The sequence below is a fragment of the Caballeronia glebae genome (assembly GCF_001545035.1).
Lineage (GTDB): Bacteria > Pseudomonadota > Gammaproteobacteria > Burkholderiales > Burkholderiaceae > Caballeronia > Caballeronia glebae.
Genome location: NZ_FCOJ02000080.1, coordinates 15,804 through 28,484, shown reverse-complemented (window position 1 = coordinate 28,484; position 12,681 = coordinate 15,804). Strand labels below are relative to the sequence as shown.

12 protein-coding genes are annotated in these 12,681 nt (G+C 63.5%); all 12 read left to right on the top strand.

The genetic code is table 11. The features are described from left to right. Positions 1-358 (top strand): DUF4115 domain-containing protein (locus AWB82_RS33125; protein ID WP_143756955.1); only part of this gene is annotated, 358 nt, incomplete at its 5' end. Between the two features lie 132 nt (positions 359-490). Continuing rightward, a complete protein-coding gene (gene ispG / locus AWB82_RS33120) occupies positions 491-1,819 on the top strand; it encodes a flavodoxin-dependent (E)-4-hydroxy-3-methylbut-2-enyl-diphosphate synthase (protein WP_086973517.1) in 1,329 nt (442 codons plus the stop codon). A gap of 6 nt (positions 1,820-1,825) precedes the next feature. Continuing rightward, positions 1,826-3,175, top strand: coding sequence for a histidine--tRNA ligase (gene hisS, locus AWB82_RS33115; protein WP_086973516.1), 1,350 nt, complete (start codon positions 1,826-1,828; stop codon positions 3,173-3,175). Positions 3,176-3,278: 103 nt separating this feature from the next. Continuing rightward, positions 3,279-3,908: a tetratricopeptide repeat protein gene (locus tag AWB82_RS33110; protein ID WP_086973515.1), complete on the top strand. Its 630-nt coding sequence runs from the start codon at positions 3,279-3,281 to the stop codon at positions 3,906-3,908. A gap of 133 nt (positions 3,909-4,041) precedes the next feature. Then, positions 4,042-5,187: an outer membrane protein assembly factor BamB gene (gene bamB / locus AWB82_RS33105; RefSeq protein WP_086973520.1), complete on the top strand. Its 1,146-nt coding sequence runs from the start codon at positions 4,042-4,044 to the stop codon at positions 5,185-5,187. A gap of 392 nt (positions 5,188-5,579) precedes the next feature. Then, positions 5,580-6,920, top strand: coding sequence for a ribosome biogenesis GTPase Der (der, locus tag AWB82_RS33100; protein ID WP_086973519.1), 1,341 nt, complete (start codon positions 5,580-5,582; stop codon positions 6,918-6,920). 159 nt (positions 6,921-7,079) lie between these two features. Continuing rightward, the gene (hfq, locus tag AWB82_RS33095) at positions 7,080-7,316 is read left to right on the top strand and encodes an RNA chaperone Hfq (protein WP_008349383.1); all 237 of its coding nucleotides are present in this window, start codon (positions 7,080-7,082) and stop codon (positions 7,314-7,316) included. An 88-nt stretch (positions 7,317-7,404) separates the two neighbouring features. Beyond that, positions 7,405-8,673, top strand: a complete 1,269-nt coding sequence (gene hflX, locus AWB82_RS33090; RefSeq protein WP_086973514.1) for a GTPase HflX — start codon at positions 7,405-7,407, stop codon at positions 8,671-8,673. Between the two features lie 60 nt (positions 8,674-8,733). After that, positions 8,734-10,137, top strand: a complete 1,404-nt coding sequence (hflK, locus tag AWB82_RS33085) for an FtsH protease activity modulator HflK (RefSeq protein ID WP_200818249.1) — start codon at positions 8,734-8,736, stop codon at positions 10,135-10,137. A gap of 11 nt (positions 10,138-10,148) precedes the next feature. Beyond that, the gene (gene hflC, locus AWB82_RS33080; RefSeq protein ID WP_086973512.1) at positions 10,149-11,051 is read left to right on the top strand and encodes a protease modulator HflC; all 903 of its coding nucleotides are present in this window, start codon (positions 10,149-10,151) and stop codon (positions 11,049-11,051) included. Positions 11,052-11,108: 57 nt separating this feature from the next. Further along, positions 11,109-11,300 (top strand): DUF2065 domain-containing protein, encoded by a 192-nt coding sequence (locus tag AWB82_RS33075; RefSeq protein WP_086973511.1) that lies wholly within the window; start codon positions 11,109-11,111, stop codon positions 11,298-11,300. Between the two features lie 122 nt (positions 11,301-11,422). Continuing rightward, complete coding sequence (locus AWB82_RS33070) at positions 11,423-12,574, top strand: ATP phosphoribosyltransferase regulatory subunit (RefSeq protein ID WP_086973510.1); 1,152 nt, start codon at positions 11,423-11,425, stop codon at positions 12,572-12,574. The last annotated feature ends 107 nt before the right edge of the window (positions 12,575-12,681 follow it).

The following is a 12,681-nucleotide window of genomic DNA, read 5'->3' as shown; positions in this document are numbered from 1 at the left end:
CGCGGTGCAGGGCGCGAGCGCGCCGGCCGCGGCGGCTCCCGCATCGGCTGCGAAGGCCGCGCCGGCTGTCGCGACCGCGGCGGCGTCCGCTCCGGCTGTCGCAGGCAGCGGTTCGAACGCGATCGAATTGAAAGTGAAGGAAGATAGCTGGTTCAGCGTGCGCGGCAAGGACGGCAAGGAGCTGTATTCCGGCCTCGTCCACGCGGGCGGCACGCAGCGCGTGGAAGGCGAGGCGCCGTTCAAGGTGACCGTCGGCAACGTGAAGGGCGTCGAGTCGTTGTCGGTCGACGACGAACCCGTCGATGCCAAACGCTATGTATCCGCACGCGGAAACGTCGCGCGTCTTTCGCTGCCTTGAGCTTGCGAGATCGATCTGTTCAGCGCGACGAACAAGTCGAGGGCGTCACGGTGCAAGCCGTGACGCCCGTTTGAGGTTCCACACACGCGACCCGGCGCCGTATCGGCGGCCAGGTCACCAAAGGGTTTTTCGATGCAATCCGAAGCTCAATCCCTGATTAGCAGCAAGATTTGTTCGACCGAGCCGGTCTCCGGCGGTCCGTTGACGCGCCGTTCGTCGCATGCCGTCGACGTGCGCTGGGGCGGCCAGCTCGTGACGATCGGCGGCGACGCGCCGGTGCGCGTGCAGTCGATGACCAACACCGACACCGCTGACGCCATCGGCACCGCCATCCAGATCAAGGAACTGGCGCAGGCGGGCTCCGAGCTCGTGCGCATCACGGTGAACACGCCGGAAGCGGCCGCCGCCGTGCCGCATATCCGCGAACAGCTCGACCGCATGGGCGTGATGGTGCCGCTCGTCGGCGACTTTCATTACAACGGCCATCTGCTGCTGCGCGACTATCCCGCATGCGCCGAGACGCTGTCGAAGTACCGTATCAATCCGGGCAACGTCGGCCACGGCGCGAAACGCGACACGCAATTCGCGCAGATGATCGAAGCCGCGATCAAGTACGACAAGCCGGTTCGCATCGGCGTGAACTGGGGCAGTCTCGACCAGGAGTTGCTCGCGCGCATGATGGACGAAAACGCCACGCGCGCGAATCCGTGGGAAGTGCAGAGCGTGATGTACGAGGCGCTGATCCAGTCGGCGGTCGGCTCGGCGGAGCGTGCGGTCGAACTGGGCCTCGGCCGCGACAAGATCATCCTGTCGTGCAAGGTCAGCGGTGTTCAGGATCTGATCGCCGTGTACCGCGAACTCGCGAAGCGTTGCAGCTTCGCGCTGCACCTCGGGCTGACCGAAGCGGGAATGGGCTCGAAGGGCATCGTCGCATCGACGGCGGCGCTTTCGGTGCTGCTGCAGGAAGGCATCGGCGACACCATTCGTATCTCGCTCACGCCGGAACCGGGCGGCGCGCGCACCGGCGAAGTCGTCGTCGGTCAGGAAATCCTGCAGACGATGGGCTTGCGCGCCTTCACGCCGATGGTGATCGCGTGCCCCGGCTGCGGCCGCACGACGAGCACGTTGTTCCAGGAACTCGCTTCGCAGATCCAGACTTATCTGCGCAGTTCGATGCCCGTGTGGCGCGACCAGTACCCCGGCGTCGAGAAGATGCACGTGGCGGTGATGGGCTGCATCGTCAACGGGCCGGGCGAATCGAAGCACGCCAACATCGGCATCAGCTTGCCGGGTTCGGGCGAGAATCCGGCGGCGCCCGTATTCATCGACGGCGTGAAGGTGAAGACGCTGCGCGGCGAGCGCATCGCGGAGGAGTTCCAGCAAATCGTCAGCGACTATGTCGGGCGCACGTACGGGCAAGAAAGCGGCAAGCTCGATGCGACGTCCACCGCAACTCTTTGAAGACAGATGACTGAACAAAAGAAACGGCTCGAAAAACTGAGCGGTGTGAAGGGCATGAACGACATCCTCCCGCAGGATGCCGCGTTGTGGGATTTCTTCGAAACCACCGTCAAGTCGATGCTGCGCGCATACGGCTATCAGAACATCCGCACGCCGATCGTCGAGCATACGCAGTTGTTCACGCGCGGTATCGGTGAAGTGACCGACATCGTCGAGAAGGAGATGTACAGCTTCACCGATGCGCTCAACGGCGAGCATCTGACCATGCGCCCGGAGAACACCGCGGCGGTCGTGCGCGCAACGATCGAGCACAATCTGCTGTATGACGGCCCGAAGCGCCTGTGGTACGTCGGTCCGATGTTCCGTCACGAGCGTCCGCAGCGTGGTCGTTATCGTCAGTTCCATCAGGTGGGCGTGGAAGCGCTCGGTTTCGCGGGTCCGGATTCCGACGCCGAAATCATCATGATGTGCCAGCGTCTGTGGGACGACCTCGGACTCACCGGTATTCGCCTCGAACTGAATTCGCTCGGTCAGCCCGAAGAGCGCGCGGCGCATCGCAAGGAACTGATCGCGTATCTGGAGCAGCACGTCGATTCGCTCGACGAGGAAGCGAAGCGTCGTCTCTACACGAACCCGCTGCGCGTGCTCGACACGAAGAATCCGGCGATGCAGGAGATCGCGCAGAACGCGCCGAAGCTCGTCGATTTTCTCGGCGACGTATCGCGCAAGCACTTCGACGGCGTGCAGCGTCTGCTGAAGGCGAACAACATTCCGTTCACCATCAATCCCCGTCTCGTGCGCGGCCTCGACTACTACAATCTCACCGTGTTCGAGTGGGTCACCGACAAGCTCGGCGCGCAGGGCACGGTCGCGGGTGGCGGTCGTTACGATCCGCTCATCGAGCAGCTCGGCGGCAAGCCGACCGCGGCGTGCGGCTGGGCGATGGGCGTCGAGCGCATCCTCGAATTGCTGAAGGAAGAGCAACTCGTGCCGGAAGCCGAAGGCACGGACGTGTATGTCGTGCATCAGGGCGAGAAGGCGGCGGAGCAGGCGTTCATCGTCGCCGAGCGGCTGCGCGACACGGGCCTCGACGTCATTCTGCATTGCAGCCCGGACGGCGCGTCCGCGAGCTTCAAGTCGCAGATGAAAAAGGCCGATGCGAGCGGCGCGGCATACGCCGTGGTGCTTGGAGAGGACGAGCTCGCGCAAGGTATGATCGGCGTGAAGCCGCTACGTCGTTCGGTCGATGAAACGTCCGACGGGCAAAAGAACGAGCAAGTCAACGTTCCGGCGGAAGACTTGACCGAATACCTAATCAATGCGATGGTTGCAACCGCCGACGACGAGGGTGCCTGAGATTCAGGTGTATTACTGCGCGCATCGGGCTGGATCGGGACGATTCGGCATCGCGCGCGGCGCTCGTTTAGGGAATTGAAACGCAGGAAGGAATAGCTGGGCGATGAGCTATCACGACGAACAAGAATCACTCGAAAGCGTAAAGGCCTGGTGGGCCAAATGGGGTAACACCACGACTTGGGTCGTGCTCGTGGCGCTCGTCATTGGGGCCGGGTACAACGGATGGAATTTCTGGCAGCGCCGTCAGGCCGCCGAAGCGTCGGTGCTTTACGACCATCTGCAGCAGGCGGTGAACGGCAATGACCAGGCGCTGGTCACGCGCGTTGCCACGGACATGGAAGACAAGTTCGGCGGCACCGGCTACGCGCAGATGACCGCGCTCGCGGCCGCGAAGTCGCTTTACATGGCGGGCAACGCGGCGGGTGCGAAGGCACAGCTGCAATGGGCCATCGACCACGCGAAGGACGACGAGTACAAGCAGATCGCGAAGCTGCGTCTCGCGCTCGTGCTGCTCGACGAGAAGAACTACGACGCCGGTCTGAAGTTGCTCTCGGAGCAACCGCTCGAAGCGTTCAAAGGCGTGATCGCGGACCGCCGTGGCGACTTGCTCGCGGCTCAGGGCAAACGCGACGACGCGCGCGCGGCCTATAAGGTCGCGCTTGAGGCGCTGCCCGAGAACGACACGTCCGCACGTCAGCTGGTTCAGTTCAAGCTCGACGCGCTCGGCGGCTGATCCGGCTCGTTTCAATCGGTTTGTCGTCGATCCCGCCATCGGCCAGTCATGCCGCCCGCCACCACATCGCCATGAAGCGAGGCGGCGGGCAGCGCCGATCAACCCAATTCACCAATTCATGCTGCGTCCATCGATGACTTTTTTGAAACGCTACGCCGTACCGCTCGCCTGCGCGATGACCGTCTTGTTGACCGCTTGTTCGTCGACCAAGGATGAACGCCGCGTGCCGGTACCGCTCGCTGAGTTCAAGCCGGTGCTGAACGTCAACCAGGCGTGGAAGGCGAGCGTAGGCAAGGGCGGCCGTTATCTGTTCTCGCCGGTCGCGGTGGGCGATTACGTCTATGCCGCGGGCGCGAACGGCTCCGTCGCCAAGATCGACTCGAAGACCGGTCAGGACGTCTGGCGCATCAAGCTCAAGGACGATCTGTCGGCGGGCGTAGGCAGCGACGGCAATCTCACGGCCGTGGGCGGATTGAAGGGTCAGGTCGACGTGCTCGGCGCCGACGGCAAGCTCCTTTGGACGGCCACTGCGCCGGGTGAAATCGTTTCGCCGCCGCTCGTCGGCAACGATCTCGTGATCGTGCGCACGATCGACGGCAAGGTCATCGCGTTCAACGCAGAGACCGGCGAACAGAAGTGGGTGTTCCAGTTGCGCGCCGTGCCGCTGAATCTGCGTGTCGCGGCAGGCATGACGTTCGCCGGCAATCTGGCGGTGCTCGCGGGCTTCCCCGGCGGCACGTTCGCCGCGATCAACCTGCAGACGGGCGACGCTTACTGGCAGGCGCCGGTGTCGTATCCGAAGGGCGTGACCGAAGTCGAGCGCATCAACGACGTGACCGGCGCACCGGGGCTCGTCGGCGCGCAGACCTGCGCGGTGACGTTCCAGGGCCGCATCGGCTGCTTCGACGCGAATTCGGGTCGCGCGGTGTGGGAAAAGAACTTTTCGAGCGACAGCGGCCTCGCGCAGGACGAGCAGATCGTCGCGGCGGGCGACGACTGGTCGGTCGTCAACGCGTTCCGCGCGTCGGACGGTTCGCAAGTCTGGAAGACGGACGTGCTGAAGAACCGCAGTGTCAGCGTGCCGTTCATTCTCGGCCGCGCGGTCGTCGTGGGCGACTACAAGGGCTTCGTGCACTTCCTGAACACGGAAACCGGCGAATTGATCGGCCGCGCGCCGACCGATGGCAGCGCGATCACCGCGGCGCCTGTGCTGGCAGGCAACACCCTCGTCGTGCAGACGCGTGACGGCGATCTCTACGGTTTCCGTCCGAGCAACTGATTCAAACCGCGCCGCGAGCGAGTCACACTTTCTCGCGGTGCCGAGCAGTAAGCGCGCCGTCGATGTCCTGCGGCGCGGCAGGTTCGCCGCGGCGAGCCGCACGAGAAAGAAGCGGGGCGCCGCGCGCGCATCGCGATAAAACCCGCGTGCAAAAGCAGGGTCGCAAGAATGAAGCGCGGCGCGCGACGGCGCCGCGGAAGATGAGCCTCGAACGAGGCAAAACCGGCGAACGACCGCCGACGATCGGGCCGACCGGCGCGCCTCGCGTGCGGCAGGCCGAATCCATGCTAATTTTCGACAAGCGCAGCCATTGCGCGGCGTAGCGGAACGCAACGAGACGGTTGTACCGCCCGTTCCGCGTTCGCCTTGCGTTCAACCTTGAACAAAATCAGATGAAACCCGTGATTGCGCTCGTCGGGCGCCCCAATGTTGGGAAATCGACTCTTTTCAATCGCCTGACCCGCTCGCGCGACGCGCTCGTCGCGGACTTGCCGGGCCTGACGCGCGACCGCCATTACGGCGAAGGTCGCGCGGGCGGCGAACGTCCGTACCTCGTGGTGGACACGGGCGGTTTCGAGCCGGTGGCGAAGGACGGCATCCTGCACGAGATGGCGCGGCAGACGCGTCAGGCGGTGGAAGAGGCCGACGTCGTCGTGTTTATCGTCGATGGACGCAACGGACTGGCGCCGCAGGACAAGTCGATCGCCGACTATCTGCGCAAGACGGGCAGGCCGCTCTTTCTCGTCGTGAACAAGGCCGAAGGCATGAAGTATTCGGCGGTCGCGGCGGATTTCTACGAGCTCGGACTCGGCGATCCGCGCGCGATCTCGGCGGCGCATGGCGACGGCGTCATCGAAATGATCAACGACGCGCTCGACATCGCGTACAAGGATCAGCCGGAAGAGACGGAAGAAGAAAAGGCGCAGCACGGCGTCAAGATCGCGATCGTCGGGCGTCCGAACGTCGGCAAGTCGACGCTCGTGAATACGCTGATCGGCGAAGAACGCGTGATCGCGTTCGACATGCCGGGCACGACGCGCGATTCGATTTATGTTGATTTCGAGCGTCAAGGCCGCAAATACACGTTGATCGACACGGCTGGCTTGCGCCGGCGCGGTAAGGTGTTCGAAGCGATCGAGAAGTTTTCGGTCGTGAAGACGCTGCAGTCGATCGCCGACGCCAACGTCGTCATCCTCCTGCTCGATGCGCAGCAGGACATCTCCGAGCAGGACGCGCACATCGCCGGTTTCGTGGTCGAGCAGGGGCGTGCACTGGTGGTGGGCGTGAACAAGTGGGACGGTCTCGATTCGCATGTGCGTGAGCGCACGAAGGCGGACCTGACGCGCAAGCTCAAGTTTTTGGACTTTGCTAAATTCCACTACGTTTCCGCGCTGGAGAAAACCGGCATCGGCCCGTTGATGAAATCGGTCGACGACGCCTACGCTGCCGCAATGGCCAAACTGCCGACGCCGAGGCTGACGCGCGCGCTCATCGAGGCGGTGGAATTTCAGCAGCCGCGTCGTCGCGGCCCGGTGCGTCCGAAGCTGCGTTACGCGCATCAGGGCGGGCAAAATCCGCCGATCATCGTCGTGCACGGCAATGCGCTTGACGCGGTCACGGAGACGTACAAGCGATATCTGGAAGGGCGCTTTCGCGAAACTTTTGGACTCGTCGGCACTCCACTTCGCATAGAGTTTCGGTCAAGCCGAAATCCTTACGCGGACAAGGAATAAGAGCCGCGGAGCCTTGCGTTTCGGTGCCGTTGGCCATTTGGCCGATCCGGCTCCGAAAACGTAAAACAGCGAAAATCAGCTATAGTGTAGCGATTGTCGGCGGATCTCTTTTTCTTCGTCCACAATACTTCCAACCTGCAAAAAAACACGGAGTTTGCTATGAGCAACAAAGGGCAATTGTTACAAGACCCGTTTTTGAACGCATTGCGTAAAGAGCACGTGCCGGTCTCGATCTATTTGGTCAACGGCATCAAGCTTCAAGGAAACATCGAATCATTTGACCAGTACGTCGTGTTGCTCCGAAATACGGTCACGCAGATGGTCTATAAGCACGCCATTTCGACGGTCGTGCCGGCCCGCCCGGTGAATTTCCACCCGGACGCTGAACCGTCCTAAACCTCGTCGCGGCCGGCGCGAATTTTGACACTTCTAAAGCGAACATTAAGCAACTCGCCGGTCGCTTCAAATACTTAAACATATTAATTTGATCAACGCAGCGCTCGTCGGCATCGACTTCGGCAAGATCGATTTCGAAGCCAGTCTCGAAGAACTCAGTCTGCTCGCACAAAGTGCGGGTGCCCATCCCGCCGTCACGCTCACCGGCCGCCGTCAGAGTCCCGATGCCAAAATGTTCATCGGTAGCGGCAAGGTCGAGGAACTGCGTCTGCAGTGCGAAGCGAACGACGTCGAACTCGTCATCTTCAATCACGCGCTCGCGCCTGCGCAGCAACGCAATCTCGAAGGCGCGCTGAATCGCCGCGTGGTCGATCGCACGAGCCTCATTCTCGATATCTTCGCGCAACGCGCCCGCAGTCACGAAGGCAAGCTGCAGGTCGAGCTCGCGCAACTGCAATATTTGTCGACGCGCCTCATTCGCGCATGGACTCACCTCGAACGTCAGAAAGGCGGTATCGGCTTGCGCGGGCCGGGTGAAACCCAGCTCGAAACCGACCGCCGTCTGATCGGCGAGCGCATCAAGGCGCTCAAGGCGCGCCTGGAAAAGCTGCGCCGCCAGCATGGCACGCAGCGGCGTCAGCGCGTGCGCAATCGCACGATGTCGGTGTCGCTCGTTGGCTATACGAACGCGGGCAAGTCCACGTTGTTCAACGCGCTCACGAAAGCGCAGGCGTATGCGGCCGACCAGCTCTTCGCCACGCTCGATACGACTTCGCGCCGCGTGTTCCTCGGCGAGGAAGCGGGGCATGTCGTCGTCTCGGACACGGTCGGGTTCATCCGCGAATTGCCGCACCAACTCGTCGCCGCGTTTCGCGCCACGCTCGAAGAAACCATTCACGCAGACGTGCTGCTGCACGTCGTCGATGCATCGAGCGCGGTGCGCCTCGATCAGATCGATCAGGTGAACGAGGTGTTGCGCGGCATCGGCGCGGACAATATCCGCCAGATTCTCGTTTTCAACAAGATCGATGCGGTGCCCGAACTCGCGGCCCGTGAAGAGGCGGTTGAAAGGGACGAGTATGGTAATATTTCGCGCGTTTTCTTGAGCGCACGCACGGGTCAGGGGCTCGATGCGCTGCGCGATGCCATCGCCGAAATCGCCACGGCGGAAGCCGAGGAAACCGATGCGGGCCTACCCAGCGTCCTCGCCGAATTTCCGGAGCTGCACGAGGCGTCCGACGCAACGCAAACCACGCAGTCCGGGTCAAACGCCATACAGGACACGAACGCGCAGCCGGATGACCAGCGGCAGGCCGTCGAGCGTGACGATCACAAGGTACCCGAGCACGGACATTGAGTTGCTTCGGAATTGCATCGAGCCGGCGTCGACTCCGGCTGTCTAATGGTGAATCACCGAGTGAACGACTACAAAGAGCGGACTAACCGGCAAGCCGAGCTTGCCGTCTTTTCGATCAACGATCCGCGCTGGGGGCGGGGCGACGGCAATGGCGTGAAAAACGACACGAAGCGTCCGCAGGACGGCAAGCGTCCCGACGGCCGCGACGAAGGTCCGCCCGATCTCGACGAGATGTGGCGCGAATTCAACCGGCGCATCGCGGGCATATTCGGCAAGAAGCCCGGTAACGGCGCGCCGCGCGAGAATGGCCGCGGCACGAAGATCGGCCTCGGCATCGTCATCGGCGTGCTCATCGCCATCTATCTCGGCAGCGGCGTGTTCGTCGTGCAGGACGGCCATGTCGGCGTCGTGTCGCAGTTCGGACAATATCGTCAGACGGTCTCGCAAGGCATTCACTGGCGTCTGCCGTATCCGTTTCAGTCGAGCGAAATCGTCGATACGTCGCAGATCCGCTCCGTCGAAGTCGGGCGCGGCACCGCGCTTTCGCAAGGCAACGTGCGCGACGCGTCGCTTCTGACGAACGATGCGGATATCGTCGACGTGCGCTTCGCCGTTCAGTACCAGATCAAGTCGCCCAAGGATTTTCTGTTCGGCAGCGTCAATGCGGACGACAGCGTCACGCAGGCCGCGCAGTCGGCGATCCGTGAGATCGCGGGCAGTATTTCGACGGACGACATGCTCTACAAGGATCGCGAAGCGCTGCGCTCGCGCCTGATCGAAACCATCCAGCGCTCGCTCGACAGCTATCACACCGGTCTTCAGGTGACGGGCGTCGCGGTGCAGAGCGTGCAGGTGCCGCAACAAGTGCAGTCGGCCTTCGAAGAAGCCGCGCGTGTGCGTCAGGACAACGAGCGCGCCCGCGATACGGCGCAAGCCTATGCCGATCAACTGTTGCCGCGCGCGAAGGCCGACGCCGCGAAGCTGATCGACGAGGCGAGGGCTTACAGCAATCGCGAAGTCACGCAGGCGCAGGGCGACGCGGAGCGCTTCAAGGAGGTCTACGCGGAATACTCAAAGGCGCCCGCCGTCATCCGTCAACGTATGTACCTGGACACCATGCAGCAAATCTACTCGCGCACTACAAAGGTGTTCGTCGACAGCAAGGCCGGCAATAACGTGGTGTATCTGCCGCTGGACAAGCTCGTCGAAGCCAATCGTCAGCAGGCGAAGGAACCGGCGGACGCGGGCAGCGGCGCGATTGCGTCGGGCGCACCGTCCGCCTCGGAAGCGCCTCAGGCGCGCGCGCAAGCCGCGGCAAGCGCATCGGCGCCGGCCGCGGTCGCGCCCGCCAGCGCGGCAAAGGCCGCGAGCGCGGCCAGCGGCGCGAGCGCCAATGCCGGCGGCGACTCGGCGCGTTCGCGCGATGCGTTCCGCTCCCGCAGTCGTCAAGACGATCTGCAATAAGGAGCGCGAACATGAATCGAATTTTTGCGCTCATCGTCGCCGTCGTGATCGTGCTGTTCATCGGATCGTCGATGATCTTCACGGTCGACGAAAGGCATAACGCCGTCGTCGCCGCGCATGGGGAAGGCAAGCCGCGTCTCGAAGGCCCCGGCCTGCACTTCAAGCTGCCGCCGCCGTTCCAGACGCTCACGCTCATCGACACGCGCACGCTCACCATTGACCAATCCGGCGCCGATCGTTTCTCGCCGTCGGACAAGAACGAAGTGCTGGTCAACACGGTGATCAAGTATCGCGTCGCCGATCCTTTAAAGCTCTTCGAAAGCAACGAGAAGAACACGCAGACGGCCGAGGAGCGCATCGGCGCGCTCGCGCGCACCGCGCTCGCCAGCGGTTTCGCCAAACGCTCGCTGACGGACGCGCTCGGCAACCAGCAGGCGATCGAAACCGAAGCGCAGAAGAGTGTGGAAAGCGCGGCCGCGGCATTCGGCGTGCAAATGGTCGATCTGCAGATGACGCGCATCGACTTTCCGCCGGCGGTGGCCGACGCGGTCTACAAGCGCATGATCGCGGCGCGCCAGCAGGCGGCGGCGAACGAGCGCGCCAAGGGCACGGCTGACGCGGACAAGATCAAGGCCGACGCCGAACGCACGCAGCAGGCGATTCTCGCGGACGCCTACAGTCAGGCGCAGTCGATCAAGGGCGAAGGAGACAGCAAGGCGGCCGCCATAGCAGCCGATGCGTACGGACGCGATCCGCAGTTCTACCAGTTCTATCAGAGCCTCGAAGCGTATAAGAAGACGTTCAAGCCGGGCGACGTGATCGTTGTCGACTCGAGCAGCGATTTCTTCCGCTTCATGAAGAGCCCGACCGGCGGCGCGGCGGACACGTCGGCCCCGACCTCGGCGAAGCGCTGATTCCCGTGCGCGCCGCGCGCGCCAGCGTGTGCTGGCCGCGCGGCATATGAAGATCCCCTGGACATGGCCGAGACGTTACTGCTCGCTCTTGCGTTGATGCTGATCATCGAAGGTATGTTTCCCTTCGTTTTTCCGACCGCGTGGCGCGATACCTTTCGCCGCATCGCGGAGCGGCCGACTCACCACATCCGCATCGGCGGACTGATCGCGATGGTGCTCGGCCTGATCCTGCTCCTGATCGCGACGTGAGCCGCGCCGGCAGCGCGCCGCCATTTCGCCTATCTTGTCCTTATTCTTTCGACCCTGACCGTCCAAGTCCGTGAGCGCCGCGCGAACAGCGCCGAGCCTCGTGTCCCGTAGGAAACGTATCGATGTCCACCTGGTTACTTCCCGAGAATATCGCCGACGTCTTGCCGTCGGAAGCCCGCAAGATCGAAGAGCTGCGCCGACGGCTCCTAGACCGTTTCCGTTCCTACGGCTACGAGCTCGTCATGCCGCCGATGCTCGAATATCTCGAATCCCTGCTGACGAGCGGCGGAAGCGACCTGAATCTGCGCACCTTCAAGCTCGTCGATCAGTTGTCCGGGCGAACGCTCGGCCTGCGCGCGGACATCACGCCGCAGGTGTCGCGCATCGACGCGCACTTGCTGAACCGTCAGGGCGTGACGCGTCTGTGCTACGCGGGCGTCGTGCTGCACACGCGCCCGCGCGGGCTGCACGCCACGCGCGAGCAGATTCAGATCGGTGCGGAAATCTACGGTCATGCAGGACTGGAAGCGGATCTCGAAATCCAGCAATTGATGCTCGACTCGCTGCATCTCGCAGGTCTGACGAAAGTGCGTCTCGATCTGTGCCACGCAGGCGTGCTCGCCGCGCTGCTGGAACTGGAGCCGGCCGCGGCGTCGCTCGGCGAGGCGCTCTACGACGCGCTCGCGACCAAGGACGTGCCGCGCCTGCACGAACTGACCGCGCATCTCGGACAGGTGCCGCGCGAGGCGCTGCGCGCGCTGCCGTCGCTATATGGCGATGCATCGGTGCTGCAGATCGCGCGCGGCCGCCTGCCGAATCTCCCGGTGATCGCGCGCGCGCTCGACGATCTCGCGTTCCTCGCGGGTCAGGTCGAAGGCGCGGAACTGATGATCGATCTCGCGGACCTGCGCGGCTATGCGTATCACAGCGGCGTGATGTTCTCGGCCTATGTCGACGGCGTGCCGAACGCGGTCGCGCGCGGCGGCCGGTACGACGACGTCGGTCTCGCCTACGGCCGCGCGCGGCCCGCGACGGGCTTTTCGCTCGATCTGCGCGAAGTGGCGCGCATTTCGCCGGTCGATGCGCGCGGCAGCGCCATCCTCGCGCCGTGGAAGCACGACGAGCCGCTGCGCGCGGCGATCCTCGCGCTGCGCGACGCGGGCGAAGTGGTGATCCAGGCGCTGCCCGGCCACGACCACGATCTGGACGAATTCGCGTTCGACCGCGTGCTCGTCGAATGCGACGGCGCATGGACGGTGCAAACGCGCGCTTGAAGCAGGCGACGCATACAGTCGCTTGATCGGTAAAGGATTTTGCTTAGCCGATTCCAATCGCGCGAGCGTGACGAAATCGCGAAACGCGTCCCGAAAAGCTCGGAACC

Bases quoted from the DNA above. Each gene is read 5' to 3' on its own strand.
- AWB82_RS33070 (WP_086973510.1), top strand. From the start codon at position 11,423: ATGTCCACCTGGTTACTTCCCGAGAATATCGCCGACGTCTTGCCGTCG.
- der (WP_086973519.1), top strand. From the start codon at position 5,580: ATGAAACCCGTGATTGCGCTCGTCGGGCGCCCCAATGTTGGGAAATCG.
- ispG (WP_086973517.1), top strand. From the start codon at position 491: ATGCAATCCGAAGCTCAATCCCTGATTAGCAGCAAGATTTGTTCGACC.
- AWB82_RS33110 (WP_086973515.1), top strand. From the start codon at position 3,279: ATGAGCTATCACGACGAACAAGAATCACTCGAAAGCGTAAAGGCCTGG.
- bamB (WP_086973520.1), top strand. From the start codon at position 4,042: ATGACTTTTTTGAAACGCTACGCCGTACCGCTCGCCTGCGCGATGACC.
- hflC (WP_086973512.1), top strand. From the start codon at position 10,149: ATGAATCGAATTTTTGCGCTCATCGTCGCCGTCGTGATCGTGCTGTTC.
- hisS (WP_086973516.1), top strand. From the start codon at position 1,826: ATGACTGAACAAAAGAAACGGCTCGAAAAACTGAGCGGTGTGAAGGGC.
- hfq (WP_008349383.1), top strand. From the start codon at position 7,080: ATGAGCAACAAAGGGCAATTGTTACAAGACCCGTTTTTGAACGCATTG.